Source organism: Nocardiopsis sp. ATB16-24 (genome assembly GCF_030271535.1).
Lineage (GTDB): Bacteria > Actinomycetota > Actinomycetes > Streptosporangiales > Streptosporangiaceae > Nocardiopsis.
Genome location: NZ_JASCXJ010000010.1, coordinates 53,129 through 73,479 on the forward strand (window position 1 = coordinate 53,129; position 20,351 = coordinate 73,479).

Here is a 20,351-nt window from a genome sequence, read left to right on the forward strand (position 1 = left end):
CGACGCCGAGGAGCAGGAGAGGGCACACACATGGAGACGACGCAGGGACGACCCGCCCGTCTGCGGGTCGGCGTCATCGGGCCCGGCAGGGTCGGCTCCGTCCTCGGACAGGCCCTCGGACGTGCCGGACACACGGTCGTCGCCGCGTCCGCCGTCTCCGAGGCGTCCAAGAAACGGGTGGCCGACCGACTGCCCACCGCCCGGATCCTCGAACCGGCCCAGGTCGTCGAAGCCAGTGACCTGATCCTGCTCACGGTCCCCGACGACGCTCTCACCGACCTCGCCGAGGGCCTGGCCTCGACCGGGGTCGACCTGCGCGGCAAGATCCTCGCCCACGCCAGCGGAGCCCACGGCCATGGAGCCCTCGCCCCCGCGACCCGCGTCGGCGCACTCCCGCTCGCCCTGCACCCCGTCATGACCTTCACCGGACGCGACGAGGACATCGCACGTCTGGCCGACTGCGCCTTCGGCGTCACCGCGCCCGAGCAGCTGCGCCCCATCGCCGAGGCCCTCGTCGTGGAGATGGGCGCCGAACCCGTGTGGATCCCCGAGGACAAGCGCACGCTCTACCACGCGGCCCTCGCCGGAGGCGCCAACCACATGGTCACCCTGGTCGCCGAGAGCGCCTCCCTGCTGGCCTCCGCCGGGGTCCCCGAACCCGGACGCATGCTCGCCCCCCTGCTCAGCGCCGCCCTGGACAACGCCCTGCGACTGGGCATCCACGGTCTGAGCGGTCCCGTCCTGCGTGGTGACGCCGGAACCGTCGCCGGGCACATCGAGCAACTGCGCTCGACCGCCCCCGAGGGCGTGGCCAGCTACGTCGAACTCGCCCGCCTCACCGCCGACCGCGCCATCAACGCCGGGATGCTCAAGCCCGAGGACGCGGCGCATCTGCTCGACGTCCTGCGCCGCTGAGGCCGGCCGTCCCCGCCTCCCCCGTCCCGGACCGCACCACCAAGGGAAACCACCGATGAGCGAACCCGCGCCGCAGCCCGCGCCCTCCGGCGGGCCCCGCCTCGTACACACGCCCGACGAACTGCGCGCAGCCCTGGCCCGGGCGGGAAGGACCGCCCTCGTCCCCACCATGGGGGCCCTGCACGAGGGGCACCGCAGTCTCATGCGGCTGGCCCGCGAGCAGGCCGACACCGTGGTGGTGAGCGTCTTCGTCAACCCGCTCCAGTTCGGCCCGAACGAGGACTTCGACCGCTATCCGCGCACCCTGGAGACCGACATCGTCGCGTGCGCCGAGGAGGGCGTCGACGTCGTCTTCGCCCCCACGGTCAACACCATGTACCCCACCGAACAGATGGTCACCGTTCGGGCCGGCTCCATGGGCGAACGCTTCGAAGGGGCCTTCCGTCCCGGCTTCTTCGACGGTGTGCTCACGGTGGTCGGCAAACTGCTGCACCTGGTCGGTCCCGACGTCGCGGTCTTCGGCCGCAAGGACGCCCAGCAGTTGGCGGTGGTGCGCCGCATGGTCGCCGACCTCAACATGCCGGTGGAGATCATCGGCGCGCCCACCCTGCGCGACCCCGACGGCCTGGCCACCGCCAGCCGCAACGTCTATCTGTCCGCCGAGGAGCGGGTCAGCGCCCTGTTCCTGTCGCGTGCCCTGGAGGCGGGCCGTCGCGTCGCCGCGGACGGTCCCGACGCCGTCCGCGCGGCGGCCGGAGCAGTCCTGGAGGAGGCCGCCGAGGCCACGCCGCCGGTCGAGGTCGACTACCTCGCCCTGGTCGACCCCGACACCTTCGCCGACGTCACCTCCGGGCACCGGGGGGAGGCCGTCCTCGCCGTCGCCGCCCGGGTGGGCCGGACACGGCTCATCGACAACGTGTCGGTGGATCTGTAGGCGGCCCCTTCCGAGGGCTCCGCCGTACCCACCGCCGTCGAACGCGGCCGGGCGCGGCCACACCCGGCCGTGCGCCGCCGAAGGCCGCTCCGGTGCCGTCCGAACGAACCCCGGTCCGGGCCGAACCCCACCGAGCGGCGCCCTGGACACCCCGACCCCGTCCAGGCGTCCCGAAAAGAGAGAATCCGGATGAGCACACCCACCCAGACCCGGCTCGACGCCCCCGAACCGGGATGGACCGTCCAGGCGGACGTAGCGATCATCGGTTCGGGCATCGCGGGCCTGAGCACGGCGCTGCGCTACGTCCAGCGAGGCGGGGGCGGCCGGGTGCTCCTGGTCACCAAGGACCGCCTGTCCACCGGTTCCACCGCCTACGCCCAGGGTGGGATCGCCGCCGCCATGGCCCCCGAAGACGGTCCCGTCGCCCACATGGTCGACACCCACCTCGCCGGAGCGGGTCTGTGCGATCCCCACGCCGTCAACGTCCTCGCCACCGAGGGGCCCGCGGCCCTGCGCTGGCTCATCGACCTGGGAACGCGTTTCGACCGCACCGACGACGGACGGCTGTCCCTGACCAGGGAGGGCGGCCACCGCGTTGACAGGGTCGTTCACGCGGGCGGCGACGCCACCGGGGCCGAGATCCAGCGAGCGCTCGTCGCCGCGGTGCTCGCCGAGGAGCGGATCGAGGTCATCGAGCACGCCATCGCCCTGGACGCCCTACGAGACCCCGACACCGGAAACGTGTGCGGAGTGACCCTGCACGTCATGGGCGAGGGCGCCCGTGACGGGGTCGGAGCGGCCCTGGCCCCCGCCGTGGTCCTGTCCACCGGCGGCATGGGGCAGATCTTCGCCTCCACCACGAACCCGCCCGTGTCCACCGGCGACGGCCTCGCCCTGGCGGCCCGTGCCGGGGCACGTCTGCGCGACCTGGAGTTCATCCAGTTCCATCCCACCGTCCTCTGGCTCGGTCCGCAGGCGCGCGGACGTCAACCCCTGGTCTCGGAGGCACTGAGGGGAGAGGGCGCCTATCTCGTGGACGCCCGGGGCGAGAGCCTCATGGAAGGAGTCCACGAACTGGCCGATCTCGCCCCCCGGGACGTGGTGGCGCGCACCATCGCCCGCACCATGGCCGAACAAGGCGTGGACCACGTGTACCTGGAGACCCGCCACTTCGGCCGGGCCACCTGGGAGAGCCGTTTCCCGACCATCCTCGCCTCCTGCCGCGAGCACGGGATCGATCCGCTGACCCGCCCCGTCCCCGTCGCCCCCGCCGCTCACTACGCCTCCGGCGGCGTCGAGGTCGACATCGACGGTCGCACCTCGGTCCCGGGACTGTGGGCCGTCGGCGAGGTCGCCCGCACCGGAGTCCACGGCGCCAACCGGCTCGCCTCCAACTCCCTGCTGGAGGGACTGGTCTACGCCGACCGGATCGCGGCCCGCCTGGCGTCGGAGCCCGCGTCCGGGGCCCCGCGTGGTGTCACCGCCGGAACCGTCACGCCGCTCGTCCCGGCCTCCACCGCGTCCCGCGTGCGTACGCTGATGTCGCGCCACGCGGGGGTACTGCGCACCGGTGAGGGGCTGGTCGAGCTGGTCGCCGAACTCGACGCCCTCGCCCGCCCGGGCTCCCCGGCCACCCCCGACGTGAGGTGCTGGGAGACCGCCAATCTGCTCACCGTGGCGCGGCTCGTGGCCGCCGCGGCACTGCACAGGACCGAGAGCAGGGGCTCTCACCAAAGGGCCGATCATCCCCGGCCACGGCCCGAACTTCGGAGCCGGCCCGTCATCGTCCGACTGGAAGGGAGCACCACCGTGACCGCACATGAGGACTGGACGCCCTCACTACCGCCCTCGCTCGTCGTGGAACTGGACGCCATCGCCTTTCCCACGGCGCCCTCGAAGGACGAAGGGCCGGAAGCGACCCCGCGGTCCGATCCGGACCCACGCGCCGAGTTCAGGCTTCCCCACACCGCGCCCTCTCAGTCCCACGTGGAACTGGTCCGACGCGCCCTGGCCGAGGACCTCACCGCCGGAGCGGGTCTGGACGTCACCACCGTGGCCACGATCCCGGCCGACCAGGTGCGCACCGCCCAGGTGGTGGCCCGCGCCGACGGCACCGTCAGCGGGATCGCGATCGCCGAACTCGTGTTCTGGCTGGTCTGCGAGGGCGCCCTGGAGGTGCACAGGAGCGTGGAGGACGGCACGGCGGTCAAACGCGGTGACGTGCTGATGAGCGTCACCGCCCGTACCCGCGACCTGCTCACCGCCGAGCGCACCGCCCTGAACTTCCTCACCCACCTGTCCGGGATCGCCACCGCGACCCGTGCGTGGGTGGACGCGGTGGCCGGGACCGGAGCCCGGATCCGTGACAGTCGCAAGACCCACCCCGGACTGCGCGCCCTGGAGAAGTACGCGGTGCGCTGCGGGGGCGGGGTCAACCACCGCTACGGTCTCAGCGACGCCGGACTCATCAAGGACAACCACGTGGTCGCGGCGGGAGGGGTGGCGGAGGCCGTCCGCGCGGTCCGCACGCGCTTCCCCGGCCTCCCCCTGGAGGTCGAGGTGGACCGGGTCGACCAAATCGAGGAGGCGCTGGCCGCGGGCGCCGAGGAGATCCTGCTCGACAACTTCACCGTGGAACAGCTCGGGAAGGCGGTCTCGTTGGTGGCGGGCCGTGCCCGACTGGAGTCCTCCGGAGGCCTGACCCTGGACGTGGCGGCCGACGTGGCCCGCACCGGGGTGGACTACCTGGCGGTCGGAGCGCTCACCCACTCCAGCCCCGCGCTGGATATCGCACTTGACCTGTTGTGAGCGCCCCGGTTGGTGGAAGATGCCTTGAGACGTACCCCTTCGACCACGGATGAGGCCTCCAGCATGCTGCTCGCGATCGACGTCGGTAACTCCGAGACGGTGTTCGGTCTCTTCGCCTCCGACGATCTTCTCGAACACTGGAGGGTGGGAACGGACACGCGACGCACCGCCGACGAGTGGTCCGTGGTGCTCAGGGGACTGGTCGAGAGCAGCAACCTGCGGGGTCCGGAGGAGATCGACGGGATCGCCATGTGCTGCTCGGTGCCGTCGGTGCAGCACGAGATGCGCGACATGTTCCGCCGCCACTTCGGTGACATCCCCGCCGTGATCGTGGAACCCGGGGTCAAGACCGGAGTGCCGATCCGGATGGACAATCCCAAGGAGGTGGGCAGCGACCGGATCGTCAACGCCCTGGCCGCCAACCACCTCTACGGCGGTCCCGTGGTGGTGGTGGACTTCGGCACCGCGACGACCTTCGACGCGGTCAGCACCCGGGGGGAGTACGTGGGAGGCGCCATCGCCCCGGGCATCGACATCTCCGTGGACGCCCTCTCCCGACGCGGGGCGCAGCTGCACATGGTGGAGATCATCAAGCCGCGGTCGGCCATCGCCAAGAACACCACCGAGGCCCTGCGCTCGGGCATCGTCTTCGGTTTCGCGGGCCAGGTGGACGGGATCGTGGACCGCATGGTCGCCGAGCTCACGGACTCCCCCGACGACGTGACGGTGGTGGCCACCGGGGGACTGGCCTCCACCGTCGTGGACGAGTGCGAGACCGTCGACCTGCACGAACCGTGGCTGACCCTCGTCGGCCTGCGTCTGGTCTTCGAGCGCAACGTCGGCTGACCTTCCCCCGGGGCGGGCCCTCCGCCCCGGAGGATCCGACCCTGGCCGGGAGCATGTGCCGACGCCGGTAGGATCGGGCGCGTGAACGCGCACGACGATTCCTACGACGACCTGCCCGAACAGATGCGAGTCCGGCGACAGAAGCTGGACCGACTGCGGGAGGAGGGCATCGACCCCTTCCCCGTGAAATTCCCGCGGACCACGTCGATCGGGTCCGTGCGCGACGAACACCAGGGCCTGGAACCGGACACCCAGACGGGGGTGGAGGTCTCCATCGCCGGTCGCGTCATGCTCTACCGCACCGGTGGCAAGCTGTGCTTCGCCACGCTGCGCGACGAGACCGGCGACATCCAGATCATGCTCTCCCTGGACAGGGTCGGCCAGAAGCGGCTGGACGCCTGGAAGTCCGACATCGACCTCGGAGACCACGTGGGCGTGGAGGGCGAGGTCATCACCTCGCGCCGTGGCGAGCTGTCGATCCTGGTCCGGGAGTGGACGCTCACGGCCAAGTGCCTGCGCCCCCTGCCGGAGAAGCACAAGGGTCTGACCGACCCTGAGGCCCGCGTGCGTCAGCGTTACGTCGACCTCATCGTCAACCCCGAGTCCCAGCAGATGGTGCGCCGCCGTTCCGCGGCCATCCGGGCGATCCGTGAGGGACTCGACTCCCGCGGCTTCATCGAGGTCGAGACACCCATGCTGATGCGGGTGCACGGCGGCGCCACGGCGCGCCCGTTCATCACCCACATCAACGCCTACGACATGGACCTGTACCTGCGCATCGCCCCGGAACTGTCGCTCAAGCGACTGGTCGTGGGAGGCCTGGAGAAGGTCTTCGAGATCAACCGGAACTTCCGCAACGAGGGCGCGGACTCCACGCACAACCCCGAGTTCACGATGCTGGAGTTCTACCAGGCCTACGCCGACTACAACGTCGTGGCGGACGTGACCCGTGAGCTCATCCAGGACGCGGCGCGCGCCGTGTTCGGCTCGACCGTGATCGAGCGGGACGGTCGGTCCTACGACCTGGGCGGGGAGTGGCCTCAGGTCACCCTGTACGGCGCGGTCTCCGAGGCGCTGGGAACCGAGGTCGATCCGCGCACCCCCATCGAGAAGGTGCGCCGACTGGCCGAGGGCAGGGGAGTGGAGTACGACCCCGGGTGGGGCCAGGGCAAGCTCGTGGAGCACGTCTTCGAGGAACTGGTCGAGCACACCCTGCTCCAGCCCACCTTCGTCCGGGACTACCCCGTGGAGACGAGCCCGCTCACCCGCGGACACCGTGAGGACCCGTTGCTCACCGAGAAGTGGGACCTGATCGGCTTCGGTATGGAGCTGGGCACCGGGTACTCGGAGTTGGTCGATCCGGTCGAGCAGCGCAAGCGCCTCACGGAGCAGTCCCTGATGGCGGCCGAGGGCGACCTTGAGGCGATGCAGTTGGACGAGGACTTCCTGCGGGCACTGGAGTACGGAATGCCGCCGACCGGGGGAGTGGGCGTGGGCATCGACCGTCTGCTCATGGCCTTCACCGGAAAGAACATTCGGGAAACCGTTCTTTTCCCGATCGTGAAGCCGTCGGGAGACTGAGCCCGAACCTTGTTGCCCCGAATTTGCCGGGGTCTAATCCCCTGAGGCGGATGTCCGAAAGTAGGCGGGGCCCTCGCGTTCGTGACGCGGAGCCCCGCCGCACGCGCAGGGCCCTGGCGTGGGCACGCGCCCCGTCCCACCGGGTGGGGACGGGGCGCGTGTTCCCGTGCGGGGTCCCACCGCCGGCCGGTCGGAATTTTTGTCGGCGACCCCACTTCCAGGACGACGTCTCTTCTTCGGAGATTGTTTTCGCAGGTCAATGTGGCAATGAATTTTCCCTCCCCTTGCATTGTCGCTCGGGGTCATGGAAGTGATGCTCCTGGTGATTTATGGGGCCTTGACGGTAACAACCCGGACGCCTAGCGTGCTGAGGGCGGGCTCAGGCCCGCGAGTTCGCCGAAGTGGATCGAGAACGACGGTGAACGGGGACAAGGCCTTCCGGACGTGTCCGGCGCCGAGCCCCGTGCGCATGTGTGCCCTCGGCGGGGTTTGTCCGTCCCAGACCCCGGCGACCGGTTCGTGCGGCCCGTACGCCCACCCCCGTACCTCTGTGCCAGAGGGGTGTGAGGGGGCTTTCCGGCGTACGGCGTCCTCCGTCACACCGCGGCAGGGGTGACAACCCGTGTCCGGTGTGCTCGCGTCCACCAGGTGACGAGCTGATGTTCCGCACTCACATTGATGAGGGAGGACGGAGTGGAACAGGCCACACTCGTACGACGTACCCCCGAGGAGCAGGGGACCCTCCAGTCCCGGGAGAGCCGGGAGCACCTGGTCCCACTACAGACCCGCGCACGTGAGACGGTGGTGAACAGCCCGTACACGTCGGTGGAACTGGACCCCGAGGACCTGGAGTTGCTCGCGGAGATCGCCACCGGTGTCACCACCGAGGTGGCCGCCAGGCATCTCGAACTCAGCGCGCGGACCCTGCGCCGTCGCATTCGCAACATCTGCGACGTGCTCGGAGTGAACACGGCCATCGAGGCGGTCGTGTGGGCGGCCAGGCGCCAGCTCATCTGATCCGCTCGCCGTAGCCACGGGAGTGATCGGCGGTCCCGAGGCGGGAGGCCTCGCGGGCGGCGGGAGAGTACGAAGGCACCTACCGGGATCCCCTCCGGTGGGTGCCGACGTCTTTTCGGGGGCCCACGTCCACGCCGAGTACGTCCGTCGTCCGGCTTGGGCATAGTCTGGTCCGGTCATGCCCGTTCGCCATGTTCACGTGCGCCGCGCCCGGACGCGCGACGTCGTCCACATCCGCCGCCTGGTCGACACCTACACCTCCGACCGGCGTGTGCTCTCCAAGAGCACTGTCAACCTCTACGAGGACATCCAGGAGTTCTGGGTGGCCGAGGCCGAGGTGGTCCCCCACACCCCCGACGCCGAGCCCGAGTACCGCGTGGTGGGCTGTGGCGCCCTGCACGTGCTCTGGGAGGACCTGGCGGAGGTGCGCACCGTCGCCGTGGACCCGTCCCTGCGCGGTTTCGGGGTCGGACACCGGATCGTGACCGAGCTGCTCGCCACCGCGCGTGACTTGGGCGTGCGCCGTGTGTTCTGCCTGACATTCGAGACGAGTTTCTTCGCCAAACACGGCTTTGTCCCGATCCAGGGCACGCCCGTCTCCTCGCGGGTGTACGAGGAACTCCTGCGTTCCTATGACGAGGGGGTCGCGGAATTTCTCGGTCTGGAGCGCGTTAAGCCCAACACCCTCGGGAACACACGCATGCTCGTCCATCTCGACGAGGCGACGTGAACCCCCGTCTCTAAAGGCTTTCGCGGGGCACTCGGGCTCAGTTCGACTTACCTCCCCACACCGGTTGCAGGTCTTCTGGCGTCGGCCGGAGGCTTATGCACAACCGGATGGTGGGGTCGGGAAGGAGGCGGGTAATCTGTCCGTGTGGGGCTCTTCAGTGTGTCGAAGTGACGGTGACGAAGAGTTGCGATTCCATCCCCATCCGGACACCGTGTTACCCCAACGTCCTACGGGACGCGGAACGCACGGGCGGACATTGGTCGCCATCGGGTTTGCGGGTGGCGGCTCGGGTACGTCTGGTGTCAAAGCGGGGGCAAACGATGTCTATGATGTCGGGGACACGTTTGTCCGGGTGCCCGGCGAGCGATCCCCCTCAGAGCCGGCCCGACACGGAGTCGGGTATTTGCTGCGATAAGTAACAACCAGGAAGGGTGGACAGCTTCGATGGGTGACTTTATGTCGTCGGTGCTTCCTCCCGGACTGATCGACGTATTGTCGGCGCTCATCCCGCCGGTGGTTGTTGGCGGCGTCTTCTGCGTCTTCATCATCCAACTGCTGCGCAAGGAGATGGCACCCCGCCGTATGGGCGGCAACCTGGTCGGTAAGGACGAGGATGCCGGTAACGAGGGCGGGGACGACACCGAAGCGGCCGGCGAGACCGGGGCCGCGAACGGAACGCCGATTGTCCGGGACGGGGAACGTACCGAATCCGACGGTCGTTGATACGGTACTCGACCGATCATGCGCATCCTGGGGGTGCCGATCGGTGGGCTTCACGTGTGTGCGGGTCCCTCCATGGTCCCGCACCGCTCAAGCGAACCCTCGAACAGGGCGGGCCCCGGTTGATTTCAGGCGTGCCGGGAATTGTCTTTCGCGTTCATGCGGGATAGCTTTATATTCAGGTGTGAAGGCACTGCTCTTCTGAAAGGTTTGAATCCATGGCACAGAAGGTCCAGGTTTTCCTGATCGATGACATCGACGGGGGCGAGGCCGAGGAGACGGTGACGTTCGGTCTGGACGGCACCATGTACGAAATCGACCTCAGCGCGGGTAATGCGGCCAAGCTTCGCGAGGCCCTTACTCCCTTCGTTGAAGCCGCCCGGAAGGTTCCCGCCAAGGCGTCGCGAGGCGGGGGTCGTCGGGGTAGCCGGAATGCTCCCAGCCGTGAGCGTAGCGCTGAGATTCGCGCATGGGCCAAGGCGGCCGGGAAGCCCGTCAATGAGCGTGGCCGTATCCCTGCCGCGATCGTCGCCGAATATGAGGCCGTCAAGGGTTAGGTTTGTCACCGCCCTCGGGTTCGCCGAAATGTTGTCAGGTCTTGATCGAATGACGACCACGCCCGCCGGGGGACACCCGACCCCGCTCATCCCGGGCCACGACACGGCCCAGTGACACGGGGACGCCAGGGGATACGACGGATTCGCCGGCCCGCGCGGCGGGCGTCGGCGGGAAGATCCGCCCTCACGGACTCGACCATCCGCCGTCGCACCCAGGGGATGGGTCGGACGGCGTAGTCCGGGACTCGCACCGGGCCGCGGAGGACGCTCGGCCGAAGCCGCTCACCGGGCTCGGCACGGGCCACACGTGCTCCCCGCTCTCACACAGGACCTCCACTTCCGGTCCCGCGGCCTCCTGCGCCGCGGGACCCGAGGTTTGCGCGGAGACCGTGGAGCGCGCATTACTCCGCTTTCCCGTGTGCCTTCGGAAGAACACGGGACCCTGTTCGCTAAGAGCCGATTATCCGGCTTAAGCGCATGCGGCCCGGGCAGTTCCCTCTCGTGAGCGGGGCCCGGGCCGTTCGCCTTCGGCGTACAGGGAAATCTCGCGACGCAATTGGTAGTTGGATGTTGGGTGAACGCCCTATCGTCGGGGAAAGTCTCTGGCACGGCGGCCTCGGCCGCCCGTGACGGAGGCGTCCGTCGGGTCGACAGCCGGTCGACCGTTCGGACGGGTGCGACAGTGCTCCCCGGGGCGGTGCATCCCTGTGGGGCCGATATGCGGAAGAGTTGGGTCGGAGTGAACCGTCCCTGCCTGACCGCTCTGTAGAGGAGCGACGAGACATGTTCGAGAGGTTTACCGACCGCGCGCGGCGAGTGGTGGTTCTGGCCCAGGAAGAGGCCAGGATGCTCAACCACAACTACATCGGTACGGAGCACATCCTGCTCGGCCTCATCCATGAGGGTGAGGGCGTCGCCGCCAAGGCCCTGGAGAGCCTTGGTATCAGCCTCGAAGCGGTTCGGCAGCAGGTTGAGGAGATCATCGGCCAGGGCCAACAGGCGCCGTCGGGACACATTCCCTTCACACCGCGGGCCAAGAAGGTCCTGGAGCTGTCCCTGCGTGAGGCACTCCAGCTGGGACACAACTACATCGGGACCGAGCACATCCTGCTGGGTCTGATCCGTGAGGGCGAGGGCGTGGCCGCCCAGGTGCTGGTCAAGCTCGGAGCCGACCTCAACCGGGTCCGTCAGCAGGTCATCCAGCTGCTGCACGGATACCAGGGCAAGGAGCCGCAGGCCACCGGGGCCTCCTCCGAGTCCACCCCCTCCACCTCCCTGGTGCTGGACCAGTTCGGCCGTAACCTGACCCAGGCCGCCCGTGAGTCCAAGCTCGACCCGGTCATCGGCCGGGACAAGGAGATCGAGCGGGTCATGCAGGTCCTGTCCCGCAGGACCAAGAACAACCCGGTCCTGATCGGTGAGCCCGGCGTCGGTAAGACCGCCGTGGTCGAGGGACTGGCGCAGAAGATCGTCAAGGGTGAGATCCCCGAGACGCTCAAGGACAAGCAGCTGTACACGCTGGACCTGGGCGCCCTGGTGGCGGGCAGCCGTTACCGCGGTGACTTCGAGGAGCGCCTCAAGAAGGTGCTCAAGGAGATCCGCACCCGAGGCGACATCATCCTGTTCATCGACGAGCTGCACACGCTGGTCGGCGCGGGCGCGGCGGAGGGTGCCATAGACGCCGCCTCCATCCTCAAGCCCATGCTGGCCCGCGGTGAGTTGCAGACCATCGGCGCGACCACCCTGGACGAGTACCGCAAGTACCTGGAGAAGGACGCCGCGCTGGAGCGGCGCTTCCAGCCCATCCAGGTGGACGAGCCCTCCATCACGCACGCCATCGAGATCCTCAAGGGTCTGCGCGACCGTTACGAGGCCCACCACCGGGTCTCCATCACCGACAGCGCGCTGGTGGCCGCCGCCCAGATGGCCGACCGCTACATCAGCGACCGGTTCCTGCCGGACAAGGCCATCGACCTCATCGACGAGGCGGGCTCGCGGATGCGCATCCGCCGGATGACCGCTCCGCCGGACCTGCGTGAGTTCGACGAGAAGATCGCCGCGGTGCGCCGTGACAAGGAGGCGGCGATCGACGCGCAGGACTTCGAGAAGGCCGCGTCCCTGCGCGACGACGAGAAGCAGCTGTTGGCCAAGAAGGCGCAGCGGGAGAAGGAGTGGAAGGCCGGCGACATGGACGTCGTGGCCGAGGTGGACGAGGAGCTCATCGCCGAGGTCCTGGCCGCCTCCACCGGCATCCCGGTCTTCAAGCTCACGGAGGAGGAGTCCTCCCGGCTGCTGCGCATGGAGGACGAGCTGCACCGGCGCGTCATCGGTCAGAAGGACGCCATCAAGGCGCTCTCCCAGGCGATCCGGCGCACCCGTGCCGGCCTGAAGGACCCCAAGCGTCCGGGCGGTTCGTTCATCTTCGCCGGCCCGTCCGGTGTGGGTAAGACCGAGCTGTCCAAGACCCTGGCCGAGTTCCTGTTCGGGGACGAGGACGCGCTGATCCAGCTGGACATGTCCGAGTTCATGGAGAAGCACACGGTCTCGCGGCTGTTCGGCTCCCCGCCCGGGTACGTCGGCTACGAGGAGGGCGGCCAGCTCACCGAGAAGGTGCGCCGCAAGCCGTTCTCGGTGGTCCTGTTCGACGAGATCGAAAAGGCCCACACCGACATCTTCAACTCGCTGCTCCAGGTCCTGGAGGAGGGTCGTCTCACCGACGCCCAGGGTCGCAACGTCGACTTCAAGAACACGGTCATCATCATGACGACCAACCTGGGTACCCGGGACATCTCCAAGGGCGTGGCCATGGGCTTCGCCAAGGAGGACGACGCCAACACCAACTACGAGCGGATGAAGGCCAAGGTCAACGAGGAGCTCAAGACCAACTTCCGTCCCGAGTTCCTCAACCGTGTGGACGACGTCATCGTCTTCCACCAGCTGACCGAGAAGGAGATCGTCCAGATCGTCGACCTGATGATCGCCAGCCTCGACTCCCGCCTCAAGGAGCAGGACATGGGGATCGAGCTGCGGCCCAAGGCCAAGAAGATCCTGGCCGAGCGCGGGTTCGACCCGGTGCTGGGCGCCCGGCCGCTGCGTCGGACGATCCAGCGCGAGATCGAGGACCAGCTCTCGGAGAAGATCCTGTTCGGCGACATCAAGGCCGGTCAGATCGTGGTGATCGACGCCGAGGGCGAGGGTACGGACGCCAAGTTCACCTTCAAGGGCGTGCCCAAGCCGGCCGAGGTGCCCGACACCCCGGAGGTCGAGGAGTCGGCGGCCGGTAAGCGCGAGTGACCGGACGACCGGTGTGACGCTCCCTACGGGGGCATCCCTTCGGGGGTGCCCCCGTCGGCGTTCGGTGGTTAGTGTGGGCCACTGTGACCCATCCAGAACCTCGACAGCAGGGCCCGTGGCCGCCGCAAGGGCCGCCGGGGCCGGTGCCTCCCCCACACGCCCCCTTCGGCCACCGTCCGCCTCCTGGGAGCCCCTCTCCCGGCCCCCCTCCGGGTGGTCCGGTCCCTCCCGGCGGAACGCCCCCGGCGGGTCCGCACGGCCCCCAGGGGCCTTACGGGCCTTACGGGCCTTACGGGCCTCCGCCATCGCCCCCGCCACCCCCACGGAGTGGAGGCGGCGGCCTCGTCATCGGTGCGGTGGTCCTCGTGTTCGTCCTCATGCTGGGAGGTGGGGCCCTCGCGGTGTCGCTGTACCTCCGTGGAGACGGTGACGGGGGAGCCGATCCCGCCGCATCCCGGGGCGGGCTCGACGAGGTCCGGTACTACGACGACCTGTCGGTCGACCATGTCGACGAGGGCACGACCGTCGACTACGACGTGTTCCCTCCCGTGGGCGGCCCGCACTACCCGATCTGGCAGAACTGCGGGATCTACGACGAGCCGCTGCGCACCGAGTACGTCGTGCACTCCCAGGAGCACGGTGCCGTGTGGATCACCTACGACCCCGACCTGCCCGAGGAACAGGTCCAGGCCCTGCACGCCCACTACTCGCCCGGCGACTATCTGGTGATCAGCCCCCTGGAGGGACTGCCCGCCCCGGTGGTGGCTTCGGCCTGGGGCTCTCAGCTCCTTCTGGAGGAGGGTGGGGACCCGCGCCTGGCCGAGTACCTGGTCGAGTTCGTCCAGGGCGAGAACACTCCCGAACCGGGCGCCCCCTGTAGCGGTGGCCACGACGGGACCGAGGAGGACTTCGTCGGCCGGATCGGAACCGAGGCACGGGAGATCGCCGACCCACGGGAGTGACGCCGGTGCCCCGCGCGGCCGGAGTCAGCCGGGAAGCGCGTAGCGGCCGTCGTCGAGGGGGTCCACCAGTCCGTCGGAGACGAGGGCGTCCAGGGCCCGCTCACGTTGGACATGGTCGTCCCAGACCACGTCCAGCGCGTCCTTGGGCACAGGGTGGGCCGAGTCGCGCAGTACGGCGAGCAGCCGACCACGCACCTGGCGGTCGGTGCCCTCGTAGGTCTGGCTCCGTCGGGGCGGTCCCTGGTAGGCGGGTTTGCCCGCGAGCCGCCAGGCGCACTGCCGGGCGATCGGGCACTCCGCGCACGCGGGAGCGCGCGCGGTGCACACCAGCGCACCGAGTTCCATCACGGCCACGCCCCAACGGGCGGCGACCGACGGAGTGGGCGGCAGCAGGGACTCGGCGAGGACGGTCTCCGCCTTGGTCTGGGTTTTCGGCGGGTACTGAACTCCTGTTTCGGCCCTTGCCAGGACGCGACGAACGTTCGTGTCCAGAATGGCGTGCCGCTGTCCGAAGGCGAAGCTCGCCACCGCGGCGGCGGTGTAGGAGCCGACTCCCGGCAGTGACAACAGGGTGGCGTGGTCGTCGGGGACCCTGCCGCCGTGCTCCTCGGTGATGGTCACCGCGCACGCGTGCAGACGCAGCGCACGGCGTGGATAACCGAGCCGGTTCCACATGCGTACGGCCTCGCCCGAGGGCTCCCGTGCCAGGTCGGCGGGTGTGGGCCAACGTTCCATCCAGGCCCGCCAGGCCGGCAGCACCCGGACGACGGGGGTCTGTTGGAGCATGATCTCGCTGACCAGGATCGACCACGCGTCGGCCTCCGGCCGACGCCAGGGCAGGTCGCGGGCGTTGGTCTCGTACCAAGCCAGAACGGCTGTGCTGTAGGGGTTATCGCTCATCTTTAACCGGGAATCGGCGGGTTGGGTAGGTGGGTGCCGCCCAAAACCGCAATACTACGGCGCATGGCGTCAAGTACCGGACATCCAGGAGTCGTCAGCCGCGAAACCTACTGGAAGCGGCGTGCTTTCGTACTGGCCGGGGCCTTGTTGGTGCTCGCGATCATCGCGTACGCCTGCCGTCCCGGTGGTGAGGAGAGCGGCGAACCGAGCCGGTCCGAGGCGGGACTGGGAGAGCAGGCCTCCCCCAGTGTCGCACCCACCGAGCCCTCCGACGACGAGAGCGCGGACGCCGGGGACGAGGAGACCGAGGACGAGGACGCCGAGCCCGGGGAGGACGCGGAGGGCGACGGAGAGCCCGCCGGGGCGGCCGGTGGAGGAACCGGCGGTGGAGGCGGCTCCGGGGAGGGCGGGGGAGGGGTCCCCGCCCCCGAGAGGGCCGAGGACCCCTGTCGACCCCAGGACGTCGTGGTCACCTTCGACTTCGCGGAGGAGAACCAGGAGATCTACGGAGCGGGCGTCGACCCGGGGTTCCGCATCACCGTCGTCAACACGGGTGAGCAGACCTGCACCGTGGACGTGGGCGGCGAGGCCATGGAGGTGCGCATCCACTCCGGCGACGACCGGATCTTCTCCACCGCCGACTGCGTGAAGGGCGAGGGCGCCCAGGAGCAACGGCTCAACCGGGGCGTCCCGTACGAGTACACGGTCGTCTGGGAACGTGAGCGCTCCTTCACCGACTGCCGGGAAGGAAGCATCACGGCCAAGGCCGGCTGGTACCGGGCCAACCTGCACGGCGACTACGCCGGCGACCAGTCCCAGTTGACGTTCCAGTTGAAGGCCTGAGGGGCGCGCGGGGGACACGATGATCCCCGCCTCGTGACCAGTCCGGCCCCTCCCACGGTCATGCTCGTGTGAGGGGCCCTCGGGCGTCCGCGCGCCTCCCGTCGTCGGCCCTACGCCCCCGTGACCCCGAAGGGGCGTTCGCGTGGGACCGGAAACCGAATCATCCGAGTTCCGGCGTTTTCTCGAAAAGAGGGAACTCTTGGTGCTGATTCGATTACCATCCGTGGTGAATCCTGGTTCCGTTCGTCTGGAGACCGTCGTGAAACGCACCGCTCTGGCCCTGCTCGCCGTTCCCGCCCTCGTGTCGGCGCTCGTCGCTCCCGCCCACGGGGAGGCCGTGGAGCGCCACGTCCTGTCCGTGCAGAGTGAGTCCGAAGGCTGGGTCAGGCAGGTCGTGTTGGAGTGCGACCCCGTCGGAGGCACCCACCCTCGGGCGGAGGAGGCCTGTGAGGCCATCGCCGAGGCGGGTTCGGTCGAGGGCGTGACCGGTGCGCAGAACCCCTGCCCGATGATCTACGCGCCCGTGGTCGCCACCGCCCACGGTGAGGGCGTCTACCGGCAGGAGTTCCCCAACCACTGCGTGCTGTTGAACGACAAGGGCGCGGTCTTCGACTTCTGAGGTGAGGGGATCGGGGCGTCCCGCTCCGCGGAGGAGCGGGAGGCTCATCCCTCCCCCTCGGAGCGGGGCGGACGCGCACGCCTGGAGCGCTTGGAGACCCGGGCCAGGGCCTCGTTGAGCTCCGTCACCTCATGGGTCCGGATACCCGGTACGGGGTCACCGAAGTTCCTGGGCACGATGGCCTCGGTGAACCCGAGCCGTTGAGCCTCGGCCACCCGGCGCCGGATCCCGCTCACGGTGCGTACGTCACCGGCCAGACCCACCTCGCCGATGGCGACGAAGTCCACGGGCAGCGCCACGTCGTTGTTGGAGCTGGCCGCGGCCATGGCCAGCGCCAGGTCCACGGCGGGTTCGGTCAGTTTCACTCCGCCCACCGTGGACGCGTACACGTCCATGTTGGCCAGCCGCATGCCGGTGCGTTTCTCCAGCACCGCCAGGATCATGTTCACCCGTGAGGTGTCCAGCCCCGAGGTGGCCCGGCGTGGTGCGGGCAACGGACTGGCCGCCACCAGTGCCTGGACCTCGGTGATCAGTGGGCGCCGTCCCTCCAGGGTGACGGTGACGCACGTGCCCGGGACCGGGTCGGTGCGCTCGATGAGGAACAGTCCGCTCGGGTCGGGCAGGCCGACGATGCCGCTCTCGGTCAGCTCGAAACAGCCGATCTCGTCGGTGGGGCCGTACCGGTTCTTGACCGCGCGCAGCAGGCGCAGCTGGGAGTGGCGCTCGCCCTCGAAGTGCAGCACCACGTCCACCAGGTGCTCCAACAGGCGTGGACCCGCGATGGAACCGTCCTTGGTCACATGGCCGACCAGCACGGTGGCGATCCCCCGCTCCTTGGCGATCTGGATCAACGCACCGGCCACCTGACGAACCTGTGTGACGCCTCCAGGAACGCCCGAGACGTCCGGGGAGACCATGGTCTGCACCGAGTCCACGATCAACAACTGGGGAGCGACCGCGTCCACGTGGCTGACCAGAGAGGCGATGGAGGTCTCCGCGGCCAGGTACAGCTTGTCGGAGAGCGCGTCGAGGCGTTCGGCGCGCAGACGTACCTGCCCGGCGGACTCCTCGCCGGTCACGTACAGCACCGGTCCCTCCGCCGCGCGCATCGCGGCGACCTCCAGCAGCAGCGTGGACTTGCCCACGCCGGGTTCGCCCGCGAGCAGCACCACACCGCCCGGGACCGCGCCGCCTCCCAGGACCCTGTCCAGTTCGTCGACCCCGGTGGGCACGGCCTCGGCGCTCTCCACGCTGATCTCGGTGATGGGGCGGGCCCGGGAGGTGACCGGGGCGGGTGCGACGGCCGCGGGCGCGGGCGCCCCCGCCTCCTCCACCGTGCCCCAGGCCTGACACTCACCGCAGCGGCCCACCCACTTGAGGGTGCTCCATCCGCACTCGGTGCACCGGAACGTGGTCTTCGCTGCCTTCGCCATGGTGGCAACGCTAACGGCTGCCACGGACGATCTCGGTCGGGGGGAGGAGAGACCGCGGAGAAACACGAAAGTTACCTACGAGTTAGGGTCCTTTCCCCGTAGGCCGTGTTAAAGAATTCTTAGGGTCCGAAGCTCCACGCCCCCGCTCCTGGAGAGGAAACCCGCGTGTCCCGTAAACCTGGCCGAACCGTGTCCCCGTCTCGACTCCTACGTCGAGCGCTAGCCCCCCTGGCGGCCGTCGTCATAGGCGTGTCCCTGGCCTCCGCGCCCGCCGCGGCGGAGCCGGTGGAGACCACCGCCTCCTACCAGCACTACGTCTCCCTCGGAGACTCCTTCGTGGCCGGCCCGCTCATCCGTGAGGAGACAGTCCAACCCCGGATGCCCCTGTTGGGCTGTATGCGTACGTCCAACAACTATCCGACGATGCTCGCCCAGCGCCTGGGCGTCGCGGAGTTCACGGACGCCAGTTGTTCCGGCGCGGTCATCAACGACTTCTACGAGCCGCAGTTCAGGGACACCCTGCCGCAGTTCGACGCCCTGACCCCCGAGACCGACCTGGTCACGGTCGGTATCGCGGGCAACGACTTCGGTTTCTCCGAGATCCTGGTGGAGTGCGCCAAGCGGAGTCTGACCAACCCCCTGGGCAGCCCGTGCGCCAACTACTACGGCGATGAACTGGACAACCGGATCGAGAACCTGCGTCCGGCCGTGTCGCAGGTCTACGCCGACATCGCCGAACGCAGCCCGAACGCCACGGTCCTGGCCGTGGGCTACCTCCAGCTCATGCCCGAGAGCAGGGGCTGCTGGCCGAGCACGCCCATCGCACGCGGTGACGTCGCCTACCTGGACCAGGCCCAGACGGCGCTGAACGCGATGATCGCCGAGGAGGCCGAGGCCCAGGGCGCGATCTTCGTGGACGTCTTCAAGCGCGGTCACGACGTGTGCAAGTCGTCGAGCGTGCGTTGGGTGGAGGGCCTGATCCCCGCCAACGGAGCCCCCGTCCACCCGAACTATCGGGGCATGGTGGCCACGGCCGACTTCGTGGGTGCCCGTCTGGGCCTCCCCGTGAACGACGCTGCGTAGTCGCACGTGACCGGCCTTCGAGAGGGTGAGTCCGATTAGCTCTTACTTGACCGCTTTGCCCCCCATGGGTCAAGGACTCTTTACCCTCTTTGGAGGCCGGGTGCGCTACAGAGAGTGACATTAAGTGCGTTTTGTGTGACGAATGGTGAGGGCGCCGTGGCGGAGAGATCCGCGTCACCGTGACGTGGGCGCCGTGGCGTACCGCATATGGGGGAACCACCGTCATGCGAATACCGCGACACCAAGAACCGAAGCAGGCCTGCCGTCCCACGGACCCGGGGCGGCAGGCCTCGTCGTTCCACGGGCCGCGGAGCCGGCCCCGCTCGATCGCCGTCGCCGCACTGACCTCGGTCGTGCTGGCGGGCGGTGCGGCGCCCGCACTGGCCCAGCAGACCCAACCTCCTTGGCCGCCCGAGGGGACCGGTGGATCCGTGACGATCCTCGTACCGGACCTGGACGAGTTCCGGCAGGATCGGCGGACCGGGGCGGAGTGGCCCGCGGCGCCCGAGAAGTCCGTGGAGAAGGAAAGGCCCGCGGAGTCGGACGAGGCCGTGGAACCCGCGGTTCCCGCCACGCCGGACGGGGACGAGCCGTGGCAGGGCGGGCATGTCGAGCCGGAGTGGCCCGCGGAGGTCGAAGGGCCCGGGTGGCCCGGCAAGACCGGGGAGTCCGTGGAACCCGCGACACCCGTCGCGCAAGACGTGGACGACTCCGAGCCGGAAGAGCGGGACGGGCTGCCCTCCTCGACCATCGAGAAGGCCATCAGCGCGGCGGAGTCCAAGAAGGGAACGCCCTACCGCTGGGGAGGCACCGGTCCGAACGGCTTCGACTGCTCGGGACTGGTCCAGTGGTCCTACAAGCAGGCGGGTGTGAGCCTGCCCCGCGTCGCCCACGACCAGGTCAAGGCCGGCACCCGGATCTCCTACTCCGAAGCCCGCAGGGGAGACCTCCTCTACTGGTCCAGGAACGGCAAGCCCGCCCACCACGTCGCCATCTACCTCGGTGACGGGCGCATGATCGACGCCCCGCGAACGGGGGACCACGTTCGCGAGCGGGCCGTCACCCGCCAGAACCTCGCAGGCGCAGTCCGTCTGTGAGACAGGCAGGCC

Annotated in this window: 16 protein-coding genes and 1 pseudogene; 15 read left to right on the forward strand and 2 right to left on the reverse strand. The window is 69.1% G+C overall.

From position 1 onward, the window contains the following. Positions 1-30: 30 nt before the first annotated feature. The 11 genes from PFX91_RS12880 (at position 31) to PFX91_RS12930 (ending at position 14,364) form a co-directional block, all read left to right on the forward strand. Positions 31-915, forward strand: coding sequence for a Rossmann-like and DUF2520 domain-containing protein (locus tag PFX91_RS12880; RefSeq protein WP_285731746.1), 885 nt, complete (start codon positions 31-33; stop codon positions 913-915). Between the two features lie 55 nt (positions 916-970). Beyond that, positions 971-1,849: a pantoate--beta-alanine ligase gene (gene panC, locus PFX91_RS12885; RefSeq protein ID WP_285731747.1), complete on the forward strand. Its 879-nt coding sequence runs from the start codon at positions 971-973 to the stop codon at positions 1,847-1,849. A 189-nt stretch (positions 1,850-2,038) separates the two neighbouring features. Next, complete coding sequence (locus PFX91_RS12890) at positions 2,039-4,657, forward strand: L-aspartate oxidase (protein ID WP_285731748.1); 2,619 nt, start codon at positions 2,039-2,041, stop codon at positions 4,655-4,657. 63 nt (positions 4,658-4,720) lie between these two features. Next, positions 4,721-5,503, forward strand: a complete 783-nt coding sequence (locus PFX91_RS12895) for a type III pantothenate kinase (protein ID WP_285731858.1) — start codon at positions 4,721-4,723, stop codon at positions 5,501-5,503. Positions 5,504-5,584: 81 nt separating this feature from the next. Next, positions 5,585-7,084, forward strand: coding sequence for a bifunctional lysylphosphatidylglycerol synthetase/lysine--tRNA ligase LysX (lysX, locus tag PFX91_RS12900; RefSeq protein WP_502888317.1), 1,500 nt, complete (start codon positions 5,585-5,587; stop codon positions 7,082-7,084). A gap of 693 nt (positions 7,085-7,777) precedes the next feature. After that, entirely contained in the window at positions 7,778-8,101 is a 324-nt protein-coding gene (locus tag PFX91_RS12905) for a helix-turn-helix domain-containing protein (RefSeq protein WP_285731860.1), read from the forward strand. A gap of 178 nt (positions 8,102-8,279) precedes the next feature. Further along, entirely contained in the window at positions 8,280-8,831 is a 552-nt protein-coding gene (locus PFX91_RS12910) for an amino-acid N-acetyltransferase (protein ID WP_285731749.1), read from the forward strand. Between the two features lie 444 nt (positions 8,832-9,275). Further along, positions 9,276-9,554 (forward strand): hypothetical protein, encoded by a 279-nt coding sequence (locus PFX91_RS12915; RefSeq protein ID WP_285731750.1) that lies wholly within the window; start codon positions 9,276-9,278, stop codon positions 9,552-9,554. Positions 9,555-9,769: 215 nt separating this feature from the next. After that, complete coding sequence (locus tag PFX91_RS12920) at positions 9,770-10,108, forward strand: histone-like nucleoid-structuring protein Lsr2 (protein WP_285731751.1); 339 nt, start codon at positions 9,770-9,772, stop codon at positions 10,106-10,108. A gap of 783 nt (positions 10,109-10,891) precedes the next feature. After that, complete coding sequence (locus PFX91_RS12925) at positions 10,892-13,402, forward strand: ATP-dependent Clp protease ATP-binding subunit (protein WP_285731752.1); 2,511 nt, start codon at positions 10,892-10,894, stop codon at positions 13,400-13,402. A gap of 401 nt (positions 13,403-13,803) precedes the next feature. Continuing rightward, positions 13,804-14,364 carry a thioredoxin-like domain-containing protein gene (locus tag PFX91_RS12930; protein WP_285731753.1) on the forward strand — a complete coding sequence of 187 codons (561 nt, stop codon included), beginning with the start codon at positions 13,804-13,806 and terminating at the stop codon, positions 14,362-14,364. A gap of 24 nt (positions 14,365-14,388) precedes the next feature. Here PFX91_RS12930 and PFX91_RS12935 read toward each other — a convergent pair whose 3' ends face one another. Continuing rightward, on the reverse strand, positions 14,389-15,264 hold the full coding sequence (locus PFX91_RS12935; protein WP_285731754.1) for an HhH-GPD family protein: 876 nt from the start codon (positions 15,262-15,264) through the stop codon (positions 14,389-14,391). A 63-nt stretch (positions 15,265-15,327) separates the two neighbouring features. Here PFX91_RS12935 and PFX91_RS12940 point away from each other — a divergent pair, with 63 nt between their 5' ends. Beyond that, entirely contained in the window at positions 15,328-16,107 is a 780-nt protein-coding gene (locus tag PFX91_RS12940) for a hypothetical protein (RefSeq protein ID WP_285731755.1), read from the forward strand. Between the two features lie 259 nt (positions 16,108-16,366). Beyond that, on the forward strand, positions 16,367-16,726 hold the full coding sequence (locus tag PFX91_RS12945) for an SSI family serine proteinase inhibitor (protein ID WP_285731756.1): 360 nt from the start codon (positions 16,367-16,369) through the stop codon (positions 16,724-16,726). Between the two features lie 44 nt (positions 16,727-16,770). Here PFX91_RS12945 and radA read toward each other — a convergent pair whose 3' ends face one another. Continuing rightward, complete coding sequence (radA, locus tag PFX91_RS12950) at positions 16,771-18,159, reverse strand: DNA repair protein RadA (protein ID WP_285731757.1); 1,389 nt, start codon at positions 18,157-18,159, stop codon at positions 16,771-16,773. 165 nt (positions 18,160-18,324) lie between these two features. On the opposite strand from radA, the gene PFX91_RS12955 reads away from it, so the two are divergent. Further along, positions 18,325-19,242: an SGNH/GDSL hydrolase family protein gene (locus PFX91_RS12955; protein ID WP_285731758.1), complete on the forward strand. Its 918-nt coding sequence runs from the start codon at positions 18,325-18,327 to the stop codon at positions 19,240-19,242. 734 nt (positions 19,243-19,976) lie between these two features. Next, a pseudogene (locus tag PFX91_RS12960) lies at positions 19,977-20,339 on the forward strand (C40 family peptidase); the annotation flags it as partial. Positions 20,340-20,351: the final 12 nt, after the last annotated feature.